Annotated in this window: 21 protein-coding genes and 1 other RNA gene; 11 read left to right on the top strand and 11 right to left on the bottom strand. The window is 41.1% G+C overall.

Annotation, left to right across the window (positions count from 1 at the left end; all coding sequences use genetic code 11):
- Positions 1 to 93: 93 nt before the first annotated feature.
- The 3 genes from degS to zapG all read right to left on the bottom strand — a co-directional run bounded on the left by degS (position 94) and on the right by zapG (position 3,451).
- Entirely contained in the window at positions 94 to 1,158 is a 1,065-nt protein-coding gene (gene degS, locus PSE60_RS01100; RefSeq protein ID WP_210835956.1) for an outer membrane-stress sensor serine endopeptidase DegS, read from the bottom strand.
- A gap of 115 nt (positions 1,159 to 1,273) precedes the next feature.
- Positions 1,274 to 2,668, bottom strand: a complete 1,395-nt coding sequence (locus tag PSE60_RS01095; protein ID WP_198633922.1) for a Do family serine endopeptidase — start codon at positions 2,666 to 2,668, stop codon at positions 1,274 to 1,276.
- A gap of 378 nt (positions 2,669 to 3,046) precedes the next feature.
- The gene (zapG, locus tag PSE60_RS01090; protein ID WP_004908297.1) at positions 3,047 to 3,451 is read right to left on the bottom strand and encodes a Z-ring associated protein ZapG; all 405 of its coding nucleotides are present in this window, start codon (positions 3,449 to 3,451) and stop codon (positions 3,047 to 3,049) included.
- A gap of 333 nt (positions 3,452 to 3,784) precedes the next feature.
- Between zapG and zapE the strand changes: the two genes are divergently transcribed.
- The 5 genes from zapE to sspB all read left to right on the top strand — a co-directional run bounded on the left by zapE (position 3,785) and on the right by sspB (position 7,737).
- Positions 3,785 to 4,915: a cell division protein ZapE gene (zapE, locus tag PSE60_RS01085; protein ID WP_272664343.1), complete on the top strand. Its 1,131-nt coding sequence runs from the start codon at positions 3,785 to 3,787 to the stop codon at positions 4,913 to 4,915.
- Positions 4,916 to 5,222: 307 nt separating this feature from the next.
- Positions 5,223 to 5,651, top strand: a complete 429-nt coding sequence (gene rplM, locus PSE60_RS01080) for a 50S ribosomal protein L13 (RefSeq protein WP_004258237.1) — start codon at positions 5,223 to 5,225, stop codon at positions 5,649 to 5,651.
- A 14-nt stretch (positions 5,652 to 5,665) separates the two neighbouring features.
- Positions 5,666 to 6,058 (top strand): 30S ribosomal protein S9, encoded by a 393-nt coding sequence (gene rpsI / locus PSE60_RS01075; RefSeq protein ID WP_004258235.1) that lies wholly within the window; start codon positions 5,666 to 5,668, stop codon positions 6,056 to 6,058.
- 538 nt (positions 6,059 to 6,596) lie between these two features.
- A complete protein-coding gene (sspA, locus tag PSE60_RS01070; protein WP_004908304.1) occupies positions 6,597 to 7,238 on the top strand; it encodes a stringent starvation protein SspA in 642 nt (213 codons plus the stop codon).
- Positions 7,239 to 7,245: 7 nt separating this feature from the next.
- Entirely contained in the window at positions 7,246 to 7,737 is a 492-nt protein-coding gene (gene sspB / locus PSE60_RS01065) for a ClpXP protease specificity-enhancing factor (RefSeq protein WP_210835917.1), read from the top strand.
- 72 nt (positions 7,738 to 7,809) lie between these two features.
- On the opposite strand, the gene PSE60_RS01060 is transcribed toward sspB, so the two are convergent.
- Positions 7,810 to 9,216, bottom strand: coding sequence for an FAD-dependent oxidoreductase (locus PSE60_RS01060; protein ID WP_272664342.1), 1,407 nt, complete (start codon positions 9,214 to 9,216; stop codon positions 7,810 to 7,812).
- A gap of 300 nt (positions 9,217 to 9,516) precedes the next feature.
- Here PSE60_RS01060 and arcB point away from each other — a divergent pair, with 300 nt between their 5' ends.
- The 3 genes from arcB to mtgA all read left to right on the top strand — a co-directional run bounded on the left by arcB (position 9,517) and on the right by mtgA (position 13,476).
- Positions 9,517 to 11,862, top strand: a complete 2,346-nt coding sequence (arcB, locus tag PSE60_RS01055) for an aerobic respiration two-component sensor histidine kinase ArcB (RefSeq protein ID WP_210835907.1) — start codon at positions 9,517 to 9,519, stop codon at positions 11,860 to 11,862.
- A gap of 232 nt (positions 11,863 to 12,094) precedes the next feature.
- Complete coding sequence (elbB, locus tag PSE60_RS01050; RefSeq protein WP_210835905.1) at positions 12,095 to 12,745, top strand: isoprenoid biosynthesis glyoxalase ElbB; 651 nt, start codon at positions 12,095 to 12,097, stop codon at positions 12,743 to 12,745.
- A gap of 8 nt (positions 12,746 to 12,753) precedes the next feature.
- Positions 12,754 to 13,476 (top strand): monofunctional biosynthetic peptidoglycan transglycosylase, encoded by a 723-nt coding sequence (gene mtgA, locus PSE60_RS01045; RefSeq protein ID WP_272664341.1) that lies wholly within the window; start codon positions 12,754 to 12,756, stop codon positions 13,474 to 13,476.
- A gap of 63 nt (positions 13,477 to 13,539) precedes the next feature.
- Here mtgA and dolP read toward each other — a convergent pair whose 3' ends face one another.
- The 4 genes from dolP to PSE60_RS01025 all read right to left on the bottom strand — a co-directional run bounded on the left by dolP (position 13,540) and on the right by PSE60_RS01025 (position 16,947).
- The gene (gene dolP, locus PSE60_RS01040; RefSeq protein ID WP_210835901.1) at positions 13,540 to 14,115 is read right to left on the bottom strand and encodes a division/outer membrane stress-associated lipid-binding lipoprotein; all 576 of its coding nucleotides are present in this window, start codon (positions 14,113 to 14,115) and stop codon (positions 13,540 to 13,542) included.
- 9 nt (positions 14,116 to 14,124) lie between these two features.
- Positions 14,125 to 14,715 carry a DnaA initiator-associating protein DiaA gene (gene diaA, locus PSE60_RS01035; protein ID WP_004908326.1) on the bottom strand — a complete coding sequence of 197 codons (591 nt, stop codon included), beginning with the start codon at positions 14,713 to 14,715 and terminating at the stop codon, positions 14,125 to 14,127.
- Between the two features lie 114 nt (positions 14,716 to 14,829).
- Positions 14,830 to 15,210, bottom strand: a complete 381-nt coding sequence (locus PSE60_RS01030; protein WP_210835900.1) for a YraN family protein — start codon at positions 15,208 to 15,210, stop codon at positions 14,830 to 14,832.
- A 39-nt stretch (positions 15,211 to 15,249) separates the two neighbouring features.
- Positions 15,250 to 16,947 (bottom strand): penicillin-binding protein activator, encoded by a 1,698-nt coding sequence (locus PSE60_RS01025; RefSeq protein ID WP_272664340.1) that lies wholly within the window; start codon positions 16,945 to 16,947, stop codon positions 15,250 to 15,252.
- A gap of 61 nt (positions 16,948 to 17,008) precedes the next feature.
- Here PSE60_RS01025 and rsmI point away from each other — a divergent pair, with 61 nt between their 5' ends.
- The 3 genes from rsmI (at position 17,009) to PSE60_RS01010 (ending at position 19,835) form a co-directional block, all read left to right on the top strand.
- Positions 17,009 to 17,881, top strand: a complete 873-nt coding sequence (gene rsmI, locus PSE60_RS01020; protein WP_272664339.1) for a 16S rRNA (cytidine(1402)-2'-O)-methyltransferase — start codon at positions 17,009 to 17,011, stop codon at positions 17,879 to 17,881.
- A 94-nt stretch (positions 17,882 to 17,975) separates the two neighbouring features.
- An RNA gene (rnpB, locus tag PSE60_RS01015) (RNase P RNA component class A) lies at positions 17,976 to 18,349 on the top strand.
- A gap of 409 nt (positions 18,350 to 18,758) precedes the next feature.
- Complete coding sequence (locus tag PSE60_RS01010) at positions 18,759 to 19,835, top strand: 4Fe-4S binding protein (protein ID WP_272664338.1); 1,077 nt, start codon at positions 18,759 to 18,761, stop codon at positions 19,833 to 19,835.
- Positions 19,836 to 19,971: 136 nt separating this feature from the next.
- On the opposite strand, the gene dagF is transcribed toward PSE60_RS01010, so the two are convergent.
- The 3 genes from dagF to PSE60_RS00995 are packed head-to-tail and all read right to left on the bottom strand — an operon-like array spanning position 19,972 to position 22,949.
- Positions 19,972 to 20,712 carry a 2-dehydro-3-deoxy-phosphogluconate aldolase gene (gene dagF, locus PSE60_RS01005; protein ID WP_272664337.1) on the bottom strand — a complete coding sequence of 247 codons (741 nt, stop codon included), beginning with the start codon at positions 20,710 to 20,712 and terminating at the stop codon, positions 19,972 to 19,974.
- A 1-nt stretch (position 20,713) separates the two neighbouring features.
- A complete protein-coding gene (locus PSE60_RS01000) occupies positions 20,714 to 21,826 on the bottom strand; it encodes a DgaE family pyridoxal phosphate-dependent ammonia lyase (protein WP_272664336.1) in 1,113 nt (370 codons plus the stop codon).
- Positions 21,810 to 22,949 carry an amidohydrolase/deacetylase family metallohydrolase gene (locus tag PSE60_RS00995; protein WP_272664335.1) on the bottom strand — a complete coding sequence of 380 codons (1,140 nt, stop codon included), beginning with the start codon at positions 22,947 to 22,949 and terminating at the stop codon, positions 21,810 to 21,812. The genes PSE60_RS01000 and PSE60_RS00995 overlap by 17 nt, the downstream gene beginning before the upstream one ends.
- Positions 22,950 to 22,994 lie beyond the last annotated feature (45 nt).

Here is a 22,994-nt window from a genome sequence, read left to right as displayed (position 1 = left end):
AAATGGGTTGGTGGCTTCATTTACCCATTCGATGAATCAAAAAAGGTTGTTCGGTATCGAACAACCTTTTTTACGCAAGTGTATTTCTAATGACTACCCAGCCTGTTCTTCAGGAATTTCTTCGATAATCACATCAATATTTTTAATTTCGCCATCTCGTAAAATCTGTACTGCCGTTTTACTTCCGGGACGAATTTCTGCAACTAAATCCATAGTTTCTGCGGCTGAAATAGCTGGTTTACCATCAACCGATAAAATAATATCCCCTTGCAATATACCTGCCTTAGCCGCGGGTCCATTTGGGGCAACTTGGAAAATTCGCAAGCCTTGTATTTGATTGATATTATTGTTGTTTGACCTAATTTGAGGTAATTCGCGTGCGGTGATACCAATATAACCGCGGATCACTCGGCCATCACGAATTAGCTTATCCATGATTTTGGTGGCTAGCGCGGTAGGAATAGCAAAGCTTAGCCCTTCAGAACTAATGCCTTGACCTGCAGTGAAAGAAAGCGTGTTGATGCCGACTAACTCACCTTCGGTATTAATTAATGCTCCGCCAGAGTTACCTGAGTTGATTGAGGCATCGGTTTGAAGAAAGTTTTGCCGGCGAGTGGAGCTTAATCCAACGCGACCTGTTGCACTGATAATCCCCTGAGTAACGGTTTGACCTATGTTATAAGGATTTCCAATTGCCAGTACGACATCACCAACATGAGTGACTCGTTGCGTATTAATTGGAATGACAGGTAAGTTATCAGCATCAATTTTTAATACGGCGAGGTCAGTCAATGGGTCTGAGCCAACTAGAAGGGCATCAAAAATAGCACCATCTTGTAAAGCCACTAAAATTTGGTCTGGGTTATCAACGACATGTTTATTCGTGATGATGTAGCCATTTTGGCTCATGATCACACCTGAACCGAGGGATTTTAATTCACGTCCGGATTGGGAAAAGCTGCCTTTTGAACTGCTATAAACATAGACCACCGCAGGTGCAGCGCGGCGTACTGCTTTATTATAGCTGACGGGTTCACTATTTGTTTTACCATATAATAAGTCGGCTAAACCTTGAGGGCGCAACGAAGGAACCGCAATGATAATAATCAATGCAGTCAACAGGCCAAGCATGACAGATAAAGTTAGCTTCTTCACCATAGGATATAGAATATTTAGTTATTGCTTAAACATGTTCAGAGCATAACATAAAAAAACAGGTACAGCAGAGTGATACTGTACCTGTTTTATTGGTTTTCAGATGGTTTTTGATGAATTAATTTTTCATCAGTAAATATAATGTTTCACCATCACGCAAAACTTTCATGGCTAATACCGGAGGTTTAGCATCGATAATCTTACGGAATTGTTCAATCGTCTCAACACGAGCGTCATTGACACCAAAGATTAAATCGCCTTTTACTAAGCCAATGGCAGCCGCCGGTGATTTTGGTGCGACGCTATCAACTTGAACACCCTTGGTGTTGCTTACCGTTGCATTAGAAATCGTTGCACCTAATAAAGATTCACTCAATTTTTCGGCTTTAGTTGCAGAGCCTTCGTCGTTCTCGAGAACCACTTTGACTTCCATTGGTTTACCTGAGCGAATCAAGCCAATAGTAATTTCCTTACCAATTTGGCTAGTACCGATTTTAGCTCTTAACTCTGCAAAGCTATTAATACGTTTACCATCAACAGAGACGAGAACGTCACCGGATTTAATACCTGCTTTAGCTGCGGATGATTTAGGTAAAACTTCGCTCACGAAAGCGCCACGCTGTGCATCAATATTGAATGCTTTAGCGATATCGGAGTTCATTTCAGTACCTTTGATACCCAAGATCCCGCGTTTTACTTCACCATGCTTAATTAACTGCTCGCTAAGGTTTTTCGCCATATTACTTGGGATTGCGAAGCCGATACCGATATTACCGCCGCCAGGTGCTAAAATAGCGGTATTGATACCGATTAATTCACCGTTTAGGTTAACGAGTGCGCCACCAGAGTTACCACGGTTAATGGAAGCATCGGTTTGGATAAAGTTTTCTAGGCCTTCAAGGTTTAAACCGCTACGGCCTAATGCAGAGATAATGCCTGATGTCGCTGTTTGGCCTAAACCAAATGGGTTACCGACGGCGACCGCAAAATCACCCACACGTAATTTGTCGGAGTCTGCAATACTAACAGCTGTTAAATTTTTGATATCTTTTGCATTACTGATTTTTAATAACGCGATATCTGTTTGTGGGTCTTTACCAATTAAGTTAACGGCAATTTCACGGCCATCGTTTAATTGAATTTGAATTTTGTCAGCGCCATCAATAACATGGTTATTGGTTAAAATATAACCTTGCTGAGCATCAATAATGACCCCCGAACCTAAGCCTTCAAATGGGCGTACGCTTTGTTGCTGTTGTGGTACATTTGGGCCAAAAAAGAATTTAAGTTCTTCTGGAATTTGTTGGTTTTGTACGCGCGTACCTGACACGTGAATATTAACTACAGCAGGCAATACTTTTTCAAGCATTGGAGCTAAGCTAGGCATGTTCTGGCTTTGTGCTGTTGCAGGTAAAGTTGCAGGTAATGCTGCGCTACTTACGGCAGGGATAGCCGCTAAAGATAACCCTAAGCTCATTGCTACCGCGGTAAGAAAAAAGTTTTTTCTTTTCATAATTTAGTCGATTCTCTCAAGAATAAATTATCAACTCATTGTGAATACAATTTTAGAAGAAACACAATGCGTTGAGATAATATTGGTTGGTATCAGATTCAATTTTACTGATGACTATGACTACCGATTATGCGCAAAAGTTCCCCTTCCGGGTAGCGAATATCCACTCTTTTACATCTATTTACATGCAACTTAAGTGAAACCATAACTTCTATACAGTAGGTAAATAAATTATTAAATTATATTTGGATGGAAATCTTGTTCAGAATTATTAAATAAAAATTTAATCATGAAAGATACACGGAAAGCGACTAAATTTAGTGCATTTGGTAGGAAATCACCAGTAAGTGGAGCTTACTGGTGATAAAAAATAAAAACTTACTTTTCTTTCTCTTCAATAGGCCGGAAAAGACCCGATGCACCATCTGAGTAATCTCTTGGTGGCATTTTAACTGGCGCTTGATCGTTATCGGCTTCAGATTCGGTTAAACGATAGTTAAATGGGTTATCTTGTGCCGGCATGTCAGGCATTAATTCAGATGAACTTTGTGCCATGTGTTGATAAAGCTGACGGTAATCACGCGCCATTTTATCTAATAATTCTGCGCTGCGGGCAAAATGACTGACCAGTTCTTTGCGGTATTCTTCCAGTTCAGTACTTTTTTTGTCTAATTCAGCTTGTGCTGTTTTTTGTTGGCGAAGTTTCGGATTACCGTAGCGCACAACTAATGCACCGATGATAAAACCAACAATCAATCCTATTAATGCATACTCCCAGGTCATGCTGACTCCTTCATTACTTCAATGTTCACAGATTCAATGTCTGCAGAAATTATGCGTCGTTACCGTTACTATACCTTAAATAATTCAAGTTGCATGTAGACGTCAAGTAAAGTATCCCAACATATTGTAAATTGGGCGATTAAATGATGATAAAACCGGCAAGTCTCGAATTAAATCGTAGCAACTTTAGAGTAGAATCTTAACTCGAATTTCCTTACTCTATAGCGATTCGTTAACCGAAAGTTAAATGATAACTGAATCTGGTTATAATAAAGGCAGTGTATATCAAATAACGGTAAAAAAACCGAAAATTTTTTAAGGATTATTCAGTTAATGTCACCGATGACCCCTACAATGCGTTATCAACAAGCGCTGGCGGATGGCAATTACCAGCCAGATGACGTACAAAAGCTCGCTGTAGAACGCTTAGATAAAATTTATCAGCAGCTTGTTAATGCCGCTACTCTCACTTCACAAGATAAACCATCTGGCTTAAAACAACGGTTTAGCCGTCTTTTAGGCAAAACACCCGTAGTATCTGTAGCGCCTGTCCAAGGGTTGTATATGTGGGGCGGGGTGGGGCGTGGAAAGACGTGGCTAATGGACATGTTTTACGAAAGCTTGCCAGGAACGCGTAAACTGCGTTTGCACTTTCATCGGTTTATGAAAAAAGTGCAAGAGGATTTAATGGCATTACAGGGGCAAGAAAACCCGCTAGATATCATTGCAGATGAGTTTAAAAAACAAACAGATGTCTTGTGTTTTGATGAATTTTTTGTGTCAGATATTACAGATGCTATGATCCTTGGCACTTTACTCGAAGGGCTCTTTGCTCGAGGCATCACGCTTGTCGCTACTTCAAATATCATCCCTGATAATCTCTATCGAAATGGCTTGCAACGAGCACGTTTTTTACCTGCTATTGAGCAAATTAAAAAATACTGCGATGTGATGAATGTCGATGCAGGTATTGATTACCGTTTAAGAACTTTAACGCAAGCGCATCTTTTTTTATCCCCGATTAACGCTCAAAATCGTCAGCATTTAGATGAGGTTTTTGTTAAATTGGCTGGTAAGCAAGGGGATGAATATCCAGTTTTAGAGGTTAATCATCGTAAAATGCAAGCGATTCGTTCTGCGGAAGGGGTGCTAGCGGTAGAATTTAAAGTATTGTGTGAAGAGCCTCGTAGCCAAAATGACTATATTTATTTGTCAAATTGCTACCACACAGTGTTGTTGTACAATGTACCTGTGATGGGAACAAAAGACGAAAATCCAGCACGTCGTTTTTTAGCGTTAATTGATGAGTTTTACGAACGAAAAGTTAAATTAGTGATTAATGCTGAAGTACCAATGGAATCGTTGTATCAGGGGCAATTGTTAGCATTCGAATATCAACGTTGCTTATCTCGATTGCAAGAAATGCAAAGTGAAGAGTACTTGAAAATACCGCATTTAACTTAAGGTTAGTGATAAAGCTGAGTTGTTAGCGAACAAATCGCCTAAATCGCATAATTTAAACACAAGATGCGATGTTTATTTGAGCAAACGTAAAAAAAATGCATTTGGGGTCGATTTTTGTTTCTGACTTCTCTATAATCTTGCGACCCCACGTTACAGCGTTGTTTTTTATTTCCCAAAAAATAACGCATTAATGCCAGTTAGGCTGCTCGAAGGGGTAGGTTTACTGGACAAAGAGTCGTGTGAACCTCAGAAAGCTTATGAACATGAGTGTTCACCAACGTGTAACTTCAATATTGGGTAAGTTTTAATGAAAACTTTTACAGCTAAACCAGAGACCGTAAAACGCGACTGGTACGTTGTTGATGCAGATGGCAAAACTTTAGGCCGTCTTGCAACTGAAATTGCTAGCCGTCTGCGCGGTAAGCATAAAGCGGAATATACTCCGCACGTGGATACTGGTGATTACATCATCGTTCTGAATGCAGAAAAAATTGCTGTTACCGGCAATAAACGCGAAGACAAAATCTACTATCGCCATACTGGCCATGTAGGTGGAATCAAGCAAGCAACTTTCGAAGAAATGATTGCTCGCAGTCCTGAGCGTGTGCTTGAAATCGCGGTTAAAGGCATGTTGCCAAAAGGACCTCTGGGTCGTGCAATGTACCGTAAACTGAAAGTTTACGCAGGTAATGAGCACAACCACGCGGCTCAACAACCGCAAGTTCTTGACATTTAATCGGGATTATAGCAATGGCTGAAAATCAATACTACGGCACTGGTCGCCGCAAAAGCTCATCTGCTCGTGTCTTTATTAAGCCGGGTAGCGGTAACATCACAATCAATCAACGTACACTGGAACAATACTTTGGTCGCGAAACTGCGCGCATGGTAGTTCGTCAGCCGTTAGAATTGGTTGAAATGTTGGAAAAACTGGATCTGTACATCACTGTTAAAGGTGGCGGTATTTCAGGTCAGGCAGGCGCAATCCGTCACGGTATTACACGTGCACTGATGGCTTATGATGAGACTCTTCGTTCTGATCTGCGTAAAGCTGGTTTCGTTACCCGTGATGCGCGTTCTGTTGAACGTAAAAAAGTGGGTCTGCGCAAAGCACGTCGTCGTCCACAGTTCTCCAAACGTTAATTTATTACCCTTTGGGTATAAAATTGATGAAAAAACCCGTCTTAATGGCGGGTTTTTTATTGCCTATTGTTTTACTTACATTTTTATTATTAATGATAGATAACAGTGTCTAATTATGACGCTTTATAAAAGAACGAATATAAACTAAAGAGAAAAATAACAATTTAGTTTAAAATAATCATTAGTGAGCAGTACTGGGATCTTTTTAATTGAATGCAACTCAAACCTTGGAGTTAACTTAAGGGATTTTATTCTTTATTTTTAAATTTTGCATTGTTAAAAATCTAAAACTTTGGGCTTTTAATCTTTAAAATGAAATAAATCTATGGTTTTTTCGATGCAGCCCCCCTAAGTTGTACAAAATCTGTTAGAATACGCCCCTGTTTTTTTATTTCGCATTTCTCGCCTTTACTGTGCGGGAGGGTTGTGTTGACTTCCAATATGGATAAATGAAAGTTAAACACAGGGGATTTTAAAATGGGTAATGGGTAATTAAAAATTAATTACATTTCGTCCATTTTGTATTTTGGAGGTTTTAATGGCTGTCGCTCCTAATAAACGCTCGGTAATGACATTGTTCTCTGGCCCTACTGACATTTTTAGCCATCAGGTACGGATTGTTCTGGCTGAAAAAGGGGTAAGTGTTGAAATTGAACATGTCGAACCCGGTCATCTGCCTCAAGATCTGATCGATCTCAACCCATACCAGAGTGTTCCAACATTAGTCGATCGTGACCTGACTCTCTATGACCCACACATTATCATGGAATATCTTGATGAGCGTTTTCCTCATCCACCATTAATGCCTGTTTACCCAGTTGCACGTGGGACGAGTCGTCAATTGATGCACCGTATTCAAAGCGATTGGTATTCATTAATGAGCAAAATAGAGAACGGTAGTGCGCAAGAGGCAGCAAATGCCCGCCGTCAACTATCTGAAGAGCTGATCGCGGTTTCACCTGTTTTTGCTGAAATGGAATTCTTCATGAGCGAAGAATTTAGTCTTGTAGATTGCTATTTAGCACCGTTACTATGGCGTTTACCTGTACTGGGTATTGAATTGAACCCATCTAGTAGCAAATACTTGCAGTTGTATATGCAACGTGTATTTGCACGTGACGCATTTTTAGCATCGTTGACTGAATCTGAGCGCGAAATGCGTTTGTCTACAAGAGGCTAAAAGAATGATGGAAATGACAGCAATGTCACCACGTCGCCCTTATTTGTTACGTGCGCACTATGAGTGGTTGCTCGATAACGATATGACTCCGCATTTGGTGGTTGATGTCACCGTTCCTGCTGTTAACGTTCCTATGGAATTTGCTCGTGATGGGCAAATTGTATTGAATGTTGCGCCAAGAGCTGTTGGGAATTTTGAAATAACCAATGAAGAAGTGCGTTTTAATGCTCGCTTTGGTGGAATACCTCGCCAAGTTTATGTCCCAATGGCCGCAATTATGGCGGTGTATGCACGTGAAAATGGGGCTGGAATGATGTTCGAGCCTGAAGCTGCGTATGATGCAGAGTTATCAGCGGGTTTTGAACAAGTTGAAGAGCTTGAAGACAACATTACTTTAGTTCATGAAGCTGAATCTGTGGATGAAAATTCACATGAGCCATCGGGGGATGAGCCACCACGACCACCAAAAGGTCGGCCTTCATTAAGGGTTGTCAAATAATCCATTAGTCAGGTTAACAGCATATTAATCAACAGAGGGCAAAACCCTCTGTTTTTTTATATCAATGAGAAATTAAACTTCTAGAAATAATAAAATACCTTCGGCAGCATTGCGCCCATCAGCAACAGCAGTCACAACAAGATCTGAGCCTCTGATTATGTCCCCTCCGGCAAATACTTTTTCATGAGAAGTTTGAAAAGGAAATCGGCTATTACGATTTGCTAAAATATGACCATACTTATCACGCTTAATTAACGGTTTTTCTAACCAACTTTGGTTATGAGGAGCAAATCCATAAGCGACAATTATGGTGTCGGTTTCGATAAAAAAGGTCGAATCTTCAACAAGTTCTACTTGATAACGACCATTTTCTAATTCGGCATTTTGTGTGCGAGTGGTATAAACACCTATTAGTTGTTGCTGCTCATTAACGACAAATTCAGTGACTTGCATATTAAAATGGAACTGAGTGCCTTCTTCTAACGCATGGGCGACTTCTTTTTGTGAGGCTGGCATACTTTGTTCATCTCTACGGTAAAGACAGCTAACCTGCTTTGCGCCTTGACGAATAGCGGTACGTACACAATCCATCGCAGTATCTCCACCTCCTAACACGATAACTCTTTTTGAGTGTAAATTAACATAGGGTTCGTCTTTAGAGATGGGAAGTTGCATTAAATGGCGCGTATTTGCGATTAGATAGGGAAGTGCTTCAAAAACGCCGTGGATCGATTTTTCAGGTAAGTTGCCACGAATAGCCTGGTATGTGCCAGTACCAAGAAAAATGGCGTCATAATCGCAAATGAGCTCATCTAGAGAGACATCTGTACCTACGTCGGTATTTAATTGAAATTGAATGCCCATTTCTGTAAATATTTCCCGTCGTTGAACCATCAGTTCCTTTTCTAGCTTAAATGACGGAATACCAAATGTTAGTAGCCCCCCTATTTCAGGGTGTTTATCAAAAACGACAACATTTACACCATTTCGAATAAGCACATCTGCGCAAGAAAGACCCGCCGGGCCTGCGCCAACAATGGCGACACGTTTGTTAATGGGGTTAATATGGGAAAGGTTTGGGCGCCACCCCATCGCAAAAGCCGTATCATTAATATACCGTTCAATATGACCGATAGTGATAGAACCGGTTGTATCATTAAGTACACATGCTAATTCGCACAGTTTTTCTTGTGGGCAAACGCGTCCACAAATTTCAGGTAAACTGTTGGTATGATGAGATAATTCAGCAGCTTCGATAATTTTCCCTTCAGCAGCAAGACTGAGCCACTTTGATATTGGATTATGTAGTGGGCATTTCCATTCACAAAACGGGCTACCACAAGATAGACAGCGGCTCGCTTGCTGTTGTACATCAACGGCATTATCGGGTGCATAGATTTCAGTAAACGCTATTTTGCGGATTGCCAGCGCTTTTTTGGGCGGCTCGCGACGTTGGGAACCGAAAATATTTGAATTCATGGCATTCCTTACTGAATTTTGTCTGATTTTACTTGAGATAGCAGGGGCTTTTTCTTTGATTTTAGCGATCTTGCCTAAGGAACAATAGCGTTATTATTTTGATTTTTATGTAATTATGATTAAAAACTATCCAAGGTAAATTTTTACTTTAGCTAACACAAAGAAAATACCTGATTGTTTTTTATCATTAATAGTAAAAAATGGCTATTGAATGAGCCGGATCGACATTTCGAGTGAATAATCATCCGAAACAGCCTTGTTTGATATATGATTCAAAGAGAATTTAACTAAGGGGTGGTTATGAAAGTACTTCGCGGCCTTGCGCAATACTATGTCGATTTAATGATGAAGCTCGGGTTAGTGCGTTTTTCCCTATTACTCGCATCGGCACTGGTTGTTCTCGCCATGATAATGCAAATGGCAGTGACAATTTTTTTAAGAGGGCATGTTGATAGCCTCGATATGGTCGGGTCAATTTTCTTTGGGTTAATCATCACTCCGTTAGCCGTTTATTTTTTGTCAGTGGTGGTTGAGCAACTTGAGGAATCTCGGCAGCGTTTATCGCGAATGGTTGATAAACTTGAAGTTATGAGAAAGCGTGATGCTGATTTAAATACTCAATTACAGGGAAATATTGAACAGCTTAACCTTGAAATTCAAGAGCGAGAAAAAGCTGAGCGTGCTCATTTAGAACTCCTTGAACAACTAAAGCAAGAAATGAAATATCGTGAGCAAACACAAATTGAACTTGAACAGCAATCTGTTTTACTTCGTTCATTTCTTGATGCCTCACCTGACTTGGTTTATTACCGCAACGAAAATAATGAGTTTTCAGGTTGTAACCGAGCAATGGAACTGTTGACTGGAAAAAGTGAAAAACACTTAGTTGGGTTAACTCCGTTAGATATTTATGATGTTGAAATTGCCTCTAAGGTTATGGAAACCGATGAAAAAGTTTTTCGTCATAATGTTTCTCTTACTTATGAACAATGGTTGGTATATCCAGACGGCCGTAAAGCTTGTTTTGAACTCCGTAAAGTGCCTTTTTATGACCGGGTTGGCAAACGACATGGCTTGATGGGCTTTGGGCGCGATATAACGGAGCGTAAACGCTATCAGGAGGCGTTAGAGAACGCGAGCAGGGAGAAAACCACCTTTATTTCTACAATCAGCCACGAGCTTCGTACACCCCTTAACGGCATTGTCGGCTTAAGCCGAATTTTATTAGACACAGATTTAACTTCGGAACAATCTAGCTATTTAAAAACGATTCATGTAAGCGCTGTCACGTTGGGTAATATATTCAATGATATTATTGAGATGGATAAAATTGAGCGTCGTAAGGTTCAGTTAGATAACCAACCAATCACATTATCTGAATTTGTGAATGATTTAGAGAATTTGAGTGGGTTATTAGTGCAGCCGAAAGGGCTTAAATTTGTCATGGATGTCGCTCCTGCATTACCAAAAACAGTTTTAACCGATGGGACTCGTTTACGGCAAATACTCTGGAATTTAATTGGTAACGCAGTTAAGTTCACACAAAAAGGTGAAGTGAAGCTTAGTATTTGGCAAGACGCTGAAAATAAATTGTTTTTTAGGGTTCAGGATAGTGGCATAGGTATCCCGAGGGATGAGCTAGATAAAATCTTTGCAATGTATTACCAGGTAACAGATTCTGCTGGCGGTAAACCGGCTACTGGAACGGGGATTGGGCTTTCTGTATCTCGTCGTTTAGCACAAAATATGGGCGGCGATATTCAAGTTGAAAGTGAAATAGGGCAAGGCTCTACTTTTACTTTATCCATTACAGCGCCTGTGGTTGAAAGTGACGTTATTGAACAGCAAGAAAGTGAAGACGATTACCCATTGCCTGCATTACATATTTTACTCGTAGAAGATATCGAACTGAATGTCGTTGTTGCTTGTTCTGTACTAGAAAATTTAGGCAATACCGTTGATGTGGCAATGAATGGTAAAGATGCCCTGGAGATGTTTGCTCCTGGTGAATATGATTTAGTGTTATTGGATATCCAATTACCTGATATGACAGGCCTTGATATTTCTAGACAACTCAAACAGCAGTACGATAAGCAAGATTTACCACCATTAATTGCATTAACTGCAAATGTTCTGAAAGACAAAAAAGAATACTTTGATGCAGGTATGGATGGTGTATTGAGTAAGCCATTATCAGTTCCAGCACTGACCCAGATTATTGAGCAATTTTGGGGGGAGCAATCCGCTCGATCAGAAGAAGCACCGAGTAAACATGAGGCTTCAAGTGTTGATGAATCAAAATTAGATTGCGATATGCTAGAGCAGTATATTGAATTGGTTGGCCCTAAGCTTATTTATGACGGGCTAGATGTCTTTGAAAAAATGCTTCCAGGTTACTTAGCTATTCTTGATTCGAACATGGTGGCTAAAGACCAAAAAGGCATTGTGGAGGAAGCCCATAAAATCAAAGGAGCGGCAGGCTCTGTTGGCTTAAAGAACTTACAGAAAATCGCACAACAGATTCAATCTCCTGATTTACCAGCATGGTGGGACAATGTACAGGAATGGGTGGATGAGTTAAAACAGGATTGGAAAGCAGATATAGAAACTTTGAGAAACTGGGTTGATCAGCGTACAAAAAAATAACCCCAACCGAAGTTGGGGTGCGCGAATACTGCGCCAACACCAGGGAAATCATTGATTTGCATATGTTTTTTGTATTTTGCAAATCATTAAATTAGGTATATCACTGTAAAGGGCAACATCAAGATACCAAAATTTAGCGAATCTGTTACAAGATTCATTAAAATCTGTGATGAAGATTGATGTTTGTGCACCTTAGCGCCTGAGAGATAATTTACTACAAATGGAGGAAGATATGAAATCAATTGCGGTTATTTTAAGTGGCTGTGGTGTTTTTGATGGAAGTGAGATCCATGAGTCAGTATTAACTATGCTAGCTTTGAGTCAATATAATGCTGAAGTTCATTTTTTTGCGCCTGATGACTTTCAACCAACTGTTATTAATCATATTAATGGTGAGTTAAAATCAGAAAAACGTAACCAAATGGAGGAGTCTGCACGCATTACACGTGGAAAAATATCGCCTTTATCCTCAGCTGATGCTTCAAAGCTGGATGCCCTCATAATTCCTGGTGGTTTTGGTGTGGCAAAAAATTTATGTGATTTCGCAGTTAAAGGAAGTGAGTGTGAAATTAATAAAGAACTATTAAGTTTAGTACGCCAAATGCACCAACAAAAAAAGCCACTAGGGCTGATGTGTATTGCTCCTGTGATGCTTCCTAAAATGTTAAATACATCAGTAGTACTAACTATTGGTGATGATAGTGAAACGATTGCTCAAATAGAACTTATGGGTGGGAAACATATTAAATGTGCTGTTGATGATATTGTAATTGATGAAGTTAACCGAGTTGTTACAACACCTGCTTATATGCTGGCTCAATCAATTTCTGAAGCAAATACGGGTATTAATAAGCTTGTTAAGAAAGTATTGGAAATGGCGTGATTATTTGAATGCGAACTATTGTTTCTAAATTATGGCACTGGTTAAAGAAGATCACATTTTCATTACTTGTGGTGTGGATTTGTTCAGTCGTTTTATTTAAATACATACCAGTGCCTTTTTCTGCGGTAATGATTGAACGACAAATCACTGCATGGATAAACTTAAATTTTTCTTATGTATCTCATTCTGAATGGGTAGATGAAAATCACATTTCTCCGTATATTTATTTAGCAGTAATTGCTGCGGAAGATCAAAATTTTCCTCATCACTGGGGTTTTGACCTTGATGCAATAGAGCGTGCTTACAAACACAACTTGAGTAATAAACAAACAATTAGAGGGGCTTCAACGATCTCTCAGCAAACAGTGAAAAACTTATGGTTATGGGATGGAAGAAGCTGGTTAAGAAAGGGGTTAGAGACAGTAATGACTCCTATTATGGAGCTCTTATGGTCAAAGCAAAGAGTATTGACAGTTTATCTTAATATAGTTGAGTTTGGAGATGGTGTTTTTGGTGTGGAAGAGGCTGCAAATAAATTCTTTAATAAGCCAGCCAGCAAGCTTTCAATGAATGAAGCAGCGCTATTAGCTGCAGTTTTGCCTAATCCTCATAGATATAGCGTGAAAAGCCCATCTTCTTATGTTCTCAAAAGGCAGGCTTGGATCTTGAATCAAATGCACTTATTAGGAGGTAAGAATTATCTGAAAATAAACCAATTAATGGATGAATAAGAAAAAAGCCATGGTTTTTAACCCACGGCTTTTGTTTTTATAACAATATATTATTGTTTATGATTAATTAAGATAAGTGAAAGCGGTCGTAACTCGACGAACACCGTCTGTTTCACTGGCAATTTTTGCCGCTGCATCACCTTCTTGCCTTGTTAAAACACCTAGCAAGAAAACCTCACCGTTTTCAGTAATAACTTTTACACTACCAGATTTAACACTATCACTAGCAAGGATTTTCGATTTCACTTTGGTTGTTAACCACGTGTCCTTTGAAGCTGTACCCAAATCAACAGGCTCACCGCTACGAACTTCATTATAGACTGCGATGGTGCCATCAACGTTAGAGGCTATTTGTTTTGCTCGTTCAGCCCAAGCCATATCAGGGCTTTGGCCAGTTAACAGGACATTACCTTTATAAGCGGTCGCAATGATACGAGCCTTACCTGTGATGTCCTTATCTTTATTTAGCTGCCCACTAACTCGAGCTTCTAAGGTTCCATCGTCAACTTGCTGGCCAACGCTGCGAGGATCTGTGGCACTTTTCGTTGCAACAGCAGCAGAACCTACGACTGCAGCCCCAATACAGCCTTGTAATAAAACAGTACTGATGACTATGGCAAAAATCGGTATTAATCGCATTTTGTCTCCTTAATCGTCCTGATGTGGGAAAAGAGTATTGTCTATAAGGTCACACAGACAATTTACAGTAAGAAGATGAACTTCTTGAATTCGAACACTTCGTTGGGATGGAATACGGATTTCAACATCTTGAGGGCCTAGTAAGCCTGCGAGTTCCCCTCCGTCATAACCTGTTAAGGCGACAATTGTCATGTCCCTTGTCACCGCAGCTTCAACGGCCTTAATAATATCACTACTATTACCATGGGTTGAAATTGCCATCAAAACATCACCATGTTGGCCTAATGCTCTAACTTGTTTCGCATAAATTTCAGATGGTTGCTTACTACCCGAAATCGCAGTTAGCACGGCATTATCGGTATTAAGCGCTAAGGCGGGTAAGCTAGGGCGCTCAGTTTCAAAGCGATGGATCATACTCGCAGCAAAACGTTGTGCGGTAGCGGCGGAAGCACCGTTACCACAACATAAAATTTTGTTGCCATTGAGTAAAGATTGAACCATCATCATTGCGGCTCTTGATATGGCATCAGGCAGCGCTTCAGCCGCTGCTATTTGAGTTTGGATGCTTTCAGTGAAACAAACTTTTATTCGGTCTAGCACGAGTTTTTCCTTTGTCGCCTCGATATAATTCAAATCATTTTTGTGTTGCTATTATATTTGAATTATAGCTTTGTTGACTGCATGATCAGTATATAAAGCAGACTATATCATTGGTTAATAAACATCATTTTCATTAAATGCATTTTGTATCCAGTCAAATTGGTTTCCCGTGATGGCGCAGATATCAAAACGGCATGCGCTGGTTTCAAAACTTTCTTGCCTTTGTGAGAGCCAAAATTTGGCAGCAGCTAATAGCTTTCGACGTTTGCGCCAGTTTACTGATAAAAGTGCATCTCCGTAATCACAATTTTTGCGAAAACGAACTTCAACAAATACCCAACCTGTATTATCTCGCATAATGAGGTCAATTTCTCCGCCTCGGTTTCTTGCATTACGTTCGATAAATGTTAGTCCCTGCTGTTTCAGGAAAGCGAGCACTTGATTTTCATAGTACCGGCCTGTTAACCATTGTATGGCTTTTGGCATAATTTTCATGACGTCCTTGTCTGAAAAAAGATGAAGTATTGAGCGATATTATTGCGCGGAAACCACTTTACCTTGTTTAAATTGCAACCAAGGTAATTCTCGGAACACCACACAGTTTGGTGTGGTACTCAAGGTTCCTGACGCACCATTAATACGAAATTGCCCTGATTGTTGCAGCTTGTCGTAATTGTTGGCTAAAGACCATGCGTCAATACCCATGGCATATAAGCGGAATAAAGAGTAATCATTGTTCAGCTTTTGTTGGGCTTGTTTACGCAAGTTATTGTTTGCACCTGCGAGTAAAGGGATTTCGCTAAATTTAACGCCATCCATTTCAAAGCGGTAGTCTGCGCCAGACCCTGCTTGGTTACTGCGAGAGCTTGCATAAAGTGCAGGGCGAGAACGAGAACTAATTGCCATTTCAATCATTGGCTTGATCAAGGTGAGCTCATCACGAGTGGCAACAATATAAACACCGTCAATCGCACCGGTTGAATCGACATATTGTGAATCTATCGATTGCGCTCCGGTATTCACTGGTGTTCCTGTCATACGGATGCCAGCACCACGATTAATTGACTCTTTTAATGAAGGGATGGACCCAAAGGTTTGCATTAAAACGGTTCCCCCCCCTTTTTCTTGCCACCCTTGAGCAAAGGCTTTGGCTATCCTATCGCCGAAAGCATTAGCGGGAACTAACACCAATGGCATTTGTTTGCCTTCAGCTCTCATATAAGCGGCCGCATTCTGCGCTTCATCTTCTGGTGATAATGAAAAGTAGCAAAGATTTGGTCGAGGCTGTAATTGGTTTGCATCGAGTTCATTGAGTGCGAGTACACTAACAGGTGCGCCCATTTGGGTAATAACTTGAACGTCACTTTTTAATAATGGCCCAACAATCAGATTAAAACCTTCATTTTTTGCTTGTTCAATAAGCGCAGGCATTTGTTTATTAGTGGTATCAAACACCTTGACGCTTTGGGTATTCACAGGGGCTGCATCGATACGTAAAGTGGATGCCACTATATCGCTATCACTAGCAGTAGGGGCATTACCTGTTGTTGCCGCAACTTGTTCATAAATTTGGTCGAGGACATCATTTCCACTACTTGGGGGAGCTATAGTTGCTTGAGAGGGGGACCCTTGAGGCAGACCTTTTTGCGCATCCATAAAGCCTTGCATAATCGCTTGGCCGAATACTTGTCCTTGCCCACTCATGGGTAAAAATAAAGCAATCTTAGGATTTTTACCCACTTGAGGTATCATCGCTTGCAGTAAAAGGGTTGGTGTTGTCGTCGCTCCAGGGTTATTTGAGTAACGCATTTTCCAATCGTTGTAGCCAGCAAGTAAGGCATCTGTGTCATCTCGGTTATTTTGATAAATATCTAAAAGATCGACCCAGCCTTGGAGAATATTTTCATCGGTACTAATTCCATGAATTTGTTCTGGCGTTAACTGTGTTAACATCTGCCATAACCCATCAATATTAGCTTGGCGTTCAGCGGCTGTTTTTAATAAAGGTTCTTGGCTAATGTAGGCGCGTATCGCCTCCATTGAAGGCTTACCTTGTGCTGCATCAATGATTGCTTGGTAACGGCTAGCATCATCAGATGTGCTTTGCTCAGGTGTTTTTTGGGTTGACGGAAAATATTCCGAGACAATTTGGCACCCAGACAGAGCAAATGTGGACAGCATTGCTGTGCAGATTAACCCTTTTTTCAAATGCAAAAAAATTGAAGGACGCATACTGTATCCAATGGTGTATTTTTCAATTGCTTAATTTTAAACCGGCTATTCGGATGAAACAATGAACCAACCTAATCAAGCTGTGGTTATGGCATCCACGCTGTATATCGTTCCTACCCCAATTGGTAATTTGAGGGATATCACGCAACGCGCGTTGGATGTTCTTAAACATGTTGACCTTATTGCTGCAGAGGACACTCGGCATTCAGGCATTCTATTACAGAATTTTGCGATAAATGCACGGTTGTTTGCTCTGCATGATCATAATGAACAGCAAAAGGCAGATCAATTAATTAGTCGACTTCAACAAGGTGATAGTATCGCATTAGTCTCCGATGCGGGTACACCTTTAATTAATGATCCGGGTTATCATCTCGTCAATCGTTGTCGTGAAGCGGGTATTCGTGTTGTACCTTTACCGGGGCCTTGTGCTGCTATCACTGCGTTATCCGCCGCGGGTCTACCTTCAGACCGTTTTTGTTATGAAGGTTTTTTACCGGCTAAAACGAAAGGCCGTAAAGATGTATTGCAATCACTCGAACAAGAAACCCGCACGCTGATTTTCTATGAATCAACCCACCGTTTGTTAGACAGTTTAGCAGATATGGTGGAAGTCTGGGGGCCAGAGCGCCATGTTGTTTTAGCGCGTGAAATCACGAAAACGTGGGAGTCTATTGAAGGCCGCCCTGTGGGAGAGTTACTCGCTTGGGTAAAAGAAGATGAAAATCGTCACCGTGGTGAAATGGTGTTGATTGTCGAAGGGTACAAAAAGCTCGCGGATGACTCCGCAGTTTCCCCTGAAGTGGTGAGAACATTAAATTTATTACAAAAAGAATTACCTCCTAAAAAAGCGGCAGCGATCACGGCTGAAATTTATGGCCTCAAGAAAAATATGCTGTATAAATTGATGCTTGATAATCAAGTTGGTGAATGATTCTTGAGCAAATAGACGAGTTCATTTATATAAGTGGTAAATGAAAGTCGTTAGAGTCTGTACAAGACTCAGCAAAGTGCCTATAATTCGCCGCGGAGTTGGCCAGACAACCGCTGCTTTATCGTAGTCCCTTCGGGAGACGGGTAGAGGGGAGGAAAGTCCGGGCTCCATAGGGCAGGGTGCCAGATAACGTCTGGGAGGCGCGAGCCTACGACTAGTGCAACAGAGAGCAAACCGCCGATGGCCTGTTTACAGGATCAGGTAAGGGTGAAAGGGTGCGGTAAGAGCGCACCGCGCGACTGGCAACAGTTCGTGGCACGGTAAACTCCACCCGGAGCAAGACCAAATAGGGGTTCATATGGTGCGGCCCGCATTGAACTCGGGTAGGTTGCTGGAGCCAGTGCGCAAGTGCTGGCCTAGATGAATGGTTGTCCATGACAGAACCCGGCTTATCGGCCAACTCCCATTTTTTCGTCATATTTAGCGCAGTCACTGCGTTAGCTTCATTCAGCCACACGGGTCACATACTTTTGTATGCTCCCCGTGCTGTCTTCACTTCGCTGCCTTGTTACAGCACTAACTATTTAGAAAAAATCTGAGTTTATAAGGCTTTAAGCTGTCCGGTGTTGGCGTCACTCGTCAACCCTAGTCACATACTTTTGTATGCTCCCCGCGCTGTCTTCACTTCGCTGCCTTGTTACAGCACTAACTATTTAGAAAAAATCATAATTTTTAGTTTTATATAAAAACTCTTCTTTTCTGGTTTTTCTTGCATCAAACCATCAACATCACAACCCTCTGATGCAAATCAATGCGCTCTGTAAATATGTAAATACAATAGTGGTATTTATAATGCATGTTAAAGAGATGTGCGGACATGAAAGAAAAACCACGTGTAAGGTATCAACGTCGCCCGGGTACTACAGGGGGTAAGCTTCCTTGGAATGATTGGCGTAATGCATCAACATGGCGTAAATTTGTACAGTTAACGCTATTGGCGATCAATATTTATATTGGCATCACTTTCTATTTTTGGGTGCGTTACTACGAAACTGGAGGGGCAACAGTTCACCTTCCTCGCCCTGGTGGAATTGAGGGGTGGCTGCCGATCGCGGGGTTAATGAATTTAAAATATACCTTGGAAACGGGGAATTTTCCGCCAATTCATGCGGCTTCAATGTTTCTGCTTGTTTCTTTTATATTGATTAGCTTACTGCTCAAAAAAGCATTTTGTTCATGGATGTGCCCGATAGGCACTATATCGGAATATACGGGAAAAATAGGCCAAAAACTGTTTGGTTATCAAAAACAAATCAGTTTACCTAAATGGCTAGATATTCCCTTAAAAAGCTTAAAATATTTATTGTTAGCCTTCTTTCTCTACATTGCGCTATCCATGCCAGCGCAGATGATCCAATACTTTATGATGTCACCTTATGGGATCATCATTGATGTTAAAATGCTCGATTTCTTTCGCTATATTAGCTTGTTTGCGTTGGTCAGTGTTGCGGTTTTAGTGGTGGTCAGCTTGTTTATTCGTAATGCTTGGTGCCGCTATTTGTGTCCTTATGGTGCATTGCTAGGGCTGTTTTCGTTATTTTCACCGTTTAAAATTCGGCGAAATGTGGAAAGCTGCATTGATTGTGGAAAATGTGCCAAAAACTGCCCATCCCGCATCCCTGTTGATAAATTAATTCAGGTAAGAACGCTTGAATGTACCGGGTGTATGACTTGCGTTGAGTCTTGCCCTGTTGCATCAACGCTGGATTTTTCATTGCAATTGCCAGCAAAAAAACATCAATTTCGGTTATCGGGTAGGATGATGGCTATTTTAACCTTGGCAATTTTATTTATCGTTATTGGGATTGCTATGTATTTTGGCATTTGGGATAGCCCAGTACCCGATAATTATTGGTTTCATATTATTCCAAATGCAAGAATGATAGGTCATTGATGCACAATAAAAAACCCCGCTACATATGATAATGAGCGGGGCAACTTGTTGTTTTGTCATGATGACAGATTCTGTACTGCTTATTTATACTTATTTCTCGCTTATATTTATTTTCTTATATACTACTTACTACCCATCAGTTAACCGCTTGCTTAACCATCTGCAATAACTGACGCACATCTTCAGGGCGCGTATTGCCCGTATCTTTATCAATGATTGAACTATAAATATGAGGAATGATTTTCTTCACACCTGCATCAAGGGCTATCTGCAAAATTTCTGCAAAGTTATCTAAATCAATGCCGCCTGTAGGCTCTAAAGAAAAATCAAATTCAGCACAAGCTTTGGCAATGGCTCTATATTCTTCAATATATTTTAACCCTTCCATATTAAAGAACTTAACAGAGTCGGCACCCATGTCTTTTAGCATCATGATGGCGGTTTCAATCGGTACAATGCCATCTGGCGCTTGAGAACTTAGCGGGCCTGTGGAAATTTTAACCATACCAACGGTACCTGTTGGTGAAATCAATGCGTTAACGAAGGTTTCGTTTTGGCCTAATAATGCACGGCTAATCGGTGCGCCAGTAAATACTTGGTTAACATGCTGTGGTTGAACTTCTTTTGAAATTAAAGACACCATCGTTGATTGATTTGGATCGCCAGCGCCAAGGCCAACCGATAATGCATTATCGGTTTCTTGGGCATAAATACGCATATCAGCAATCGCGCTTTCTAAGTCAGTGTAATTTTTAGATAAAACACCGACGACGACAAAGGTTTCTGCTGCAGCGTAGATATCTTTTGCATTCTGATGGCTGCCTGCCAATACGTTTAAACAGACGCGGTCACGATAAAAATTTGGTGACAATTTCATTTTAAATTCCTTCTACTAACAAACGAATATTCTGAGAAATAACATCAAGTTGTTCAGTGCTAACACTGCGAATGTCAGCTTCCACTTTTCCTTCGTTGGCTTTGTATTCACGGAAGTAAATCGCGGTATCGCCTTGTTTGAGTTCAGCCATGATTTGGTAAGTGGTTTTGCCTATCGCTTTTTCATCAAAGCTAATTTCAGTACGAGCAATATCACGTCCAGCGCCATCCCAGACGACTTGAGCAGAGATACCTTTAATCGCATTTAAGTCACTGATGAATTTAGCCATGCGGCTGACCATCTCTGCCCCTGTTTCTTTGGTAGCGGTGAGATATTGTTCGATGGCGAGTGTCAGACCAAGAATGCCTTCCTTACCCACTTTCATCGCACGGCCAATACCTTGGCTTTGGCGTTTTACCCACTCAACATATTGTTTTTTACCAATAACTAGACCACTTGTTGGGCCTTCAATCGCTTTTGCGCCACTGTAAATCACAATATCGCCACCTGCTTGGTAGTAAGCTGTGAGCTCTTCTTCAGCGGCAGCATCAACGATCAGTGGTAGCTGGTGGTCATGAGCCACTTTGGCGGCTTGTTCCACGGTTAACATGCTTTTTTGTACAGTATGATGCGATTTGATGTACAAAATAGCAGCGGTATTGGGGGTGATTTTTGCAGCTAACTGGGCGGCATTGCACTCATTAGCAAAGCCCGCTTCGACCACTTTACCGCCACCTAAGCTCACCATTGTGTCGACAGGGGCACCAAAATTAACGTTATGGCCTTTAGGTAAAATAATTTCGCGAGGAACCACTTTGTCGGATGAATGCAAATTAAGCAGTAAATCATCATCATCTTGCACAATAACAGCGGCAACGGCTTGAGCTATCCCAGCGGAAGCACAAGAAACCACTACAGCGGCTTCTACATTCAATAAATTTGCAATATATTCGCCAGTTTTATTAACTAAGTCTTTAATTTCAAAGTAATTATTTAGCCCATAAGCAACGCGTTCAACAACTTCCGGAGTTGGCGTTGAAACTCCCAGAATTGTCATGCGGCCAGAGGCATTAATAACGTGTTTTAACTGATATTTATCATAAATCGATTGCATGTTCTGATTCACCTTGTGCATGAATAATGTGTTTTCCACCGACGATAGCAGCCAATGGAACGAAGCGGTGAGTGCCTATACGGTGTTCGCCTTCTGCATCCGTGAGCTCGGTTTGCTCTTCTTTAAGGTCAAAAAGGGTAATGTCGGCGTCAAAGCCCGGCCTTAAATAGCCTTTCGCGGGTAATGATAAGAAATTAGCGGCTTTTTCGGTAACGCAGCGAAGCACTTGTTCCGCACTAAAGCCCATACACAGGAATTTGGTCATTACAAAAGCGAGGCTATAAACAGGGCCATTAACGCGGTTGCGGTGGTAAATATCAGAACTGATAATGTCAGGATAAGTGCCGATGCGCATGGCTTGTTCGGCAACTTTAAAGCTAAAGCTCTCACCACCATGGCCAACATCTAATATGACTCCGCGTGCGAGGGCGCGAGCAATTGAGGGCTTTAGGTAGCCATCTTCGCCTAAAATTTTATTGGGTTTACCATTAAAGCAGTGAGTGATGATATCGCCGCGTGTCAGTAAATCAGCGACTTCATCAATGTCTGGTGGGTTATTACCGATATGCACCATCAATGGAAGATGGTATTTTTTCTGCATCTTTTTGGCTTTAACCAGTGGTGCAATACCATTTTCGCCCACAACGCTTTTACTCATGCGGGCTTTCATTCCGACCACAAAGCCTTGGTGGCGCTCGATAGCGTCTTGAAAGCAGGCGTCATTGATGTTGTTCATATCGGACAATTCATTTTGTGCAATGATGCCAATACGAGAAATATTTAACAGAGAAAAGACATTCGTTTTCGATTTTTGTGTCAGTTGATAAAATTTATCAATATCATCAGCACCGACACTGCCTGCATCAACCAGTGAGGTAACTCCGCCAGCGGCTCCTGCTAAATCAGGGTCATCGAAGTAAATAGGTGATTCAACAAAGCAGTGTGCGTGTGAATCAATCCATCCGGCGCTGACATAAGTTTTACCTTGGAGATCAATAATTTTGTCAGCTTGCTGGTTGCAGGCTAACTCAGGGCCTGCCGCTTCGATTTTTCCATCCTTGATAAGAATATCGATAATCGATCCATCGATACGCTTACCTTGTTTGATGATTAGAGTGTACATAGTTGCCCTCTTTATACTCATACTCGATGCTCGTCATACTTCAAA

Source organism: Providencia sp. PROV174 (genome assembly GCF_028480685.1).
GTDB classification, from domain to species: domain Bacteria; phylum Pseudomonadota; class Gammaproteobacteria; order Enterobacterales; family Enterobacteriaceae; genus Providencia; species Providencia rettgeri.
The sequence above is the reverse complement of the archived record's forward strand: the minus strand, read 5'-3'. Positions and strand labels throughout refer to the sequence as shown.

Coding starts and splice junctions, on each gene's coding strand:
- zapE (WP_272664343.1), top strand. CDS start 3,785: ATGTCACCGATGACCCCTACAATGCGTTATCAACAAGCGCTGGCGGAT.
- sspB (WP_210835917.1), top strand. CDS start 7,246: ATGGAAATGACAGCAATGTCACCACGTCGCCCTTATTTGTTACGTGCG.
- elbB (WP_210835905.1), top strand. CDS start 12,095: ATGAAATCAATTGCGGTTATTTTAAGTGGCTGTGGTGTTTTTGATGGA.
- dolP (WP_210835901.1), bottom strand. CDS start 14,115: ATGCGATTAATACCGATTTTTGCCATAGTCATCAGTACTGTTTTATTA.
- rpsI (WP_004258235.1), top strand. CDS start 5,666: ATGGCTGAAAATCAATACTACGGCACTGGTCGCCGCAAAAGCTCATCT.
- PSE60_RS01095 (WP_198633922.1), bottom strand. CDS start 2,668: ATGAAAAGAAAAAACTTTTTTCTTACCGCGGTAGCAATGAGCTTAGGG.
- dagF (WP_272664337.1), bottom strand. CDS start 20,712: ATGAAATTGTCACCAAATTTTTATCGTGACCGCGTCTGTTTAAACGTA.
- mtgA (WP_272664341.1), top strand. CDS start 12,754: ATGCGAACTATTGTTTCTAAATTATGGCACTGGTTAAAGAAGATCACA.
- zapG (WP_004908297.1), bottom strand. CDS start 3,451: ATGACCTGGGAGTATGCATTAATAGGATTGATTGTTGGTTTTATCATC.
- sspA (WP_004908304.1), top strand. CDS start 6,597: ATGGCTGTCGCTCCTAATAAACGCTCGGTAATGACATTGTTCTCTGGC.
- PSE60_RS01010 (WP_272664338.1), top strand. CDS start 18,759: ATGAAAGAAAAACCACGTGTAAGGTATCAACGTCGCCCGGGTACTACA.
- degS (WP_210835956.1), bottom strand. CDS start 1,158: ATGGTGAAGAAGCTAACTTTATCTGTCATGCTTGGCCTGTTGACTGCA.
- rplM (WP_004258237.1), top strand. CDS start 5,223: ATGAAAACTTTTACAGCTAAACCAGAGACCGTAAAACGCGACTGGTAC.
- PSE60_RS01025 (WP_272664340.1), bottom strand. CDS start 16,947: ATGCGTCCTTCAATTTTTTTGCATTTGAAAAAAGGGTTAATCTGCACA.
- arcB (WP_210835907.1), top strand. CDS start 9,517: ATGAAAGTACTTCGCGGCCTTGCGCAATACTATGTCGATTTAATGATG.
- PSE60_RS00995 (WP_272664335.1), bottom strand. CDS start 22,949: ATGTACACTCTAATCATCAAACAAGGTAAGCGTATCGATGGATCGATT.
- PSE60_RS01000 (WP_272664336.1), bottom strand. CDS start 21,826: ATGCAATCGATTTATGATAAATATCAGTTAAAACACGTTATTAATGCC.
- rsmI (WP_272664339.1), top strand. CDS start 17,009: ATGAACCAACCTAATCAAGCTGTGGTTATGGCATCCACGCTGTATATC.
- PSE60_RS01060 (WP_272664342.1), bottom strand. CDS start 9,216: ATGAATTCAAATATTTTCGGTTCCCAACGTCGCGAGCCGCCCAAAAAA.
- PSE60_RS01030 (WP_210835900.1), bottom strand. CDS start 15,210: ATGAAAATTATGCCAAAAGCCATACAATGGTTAACAGGCCGGTACTAT.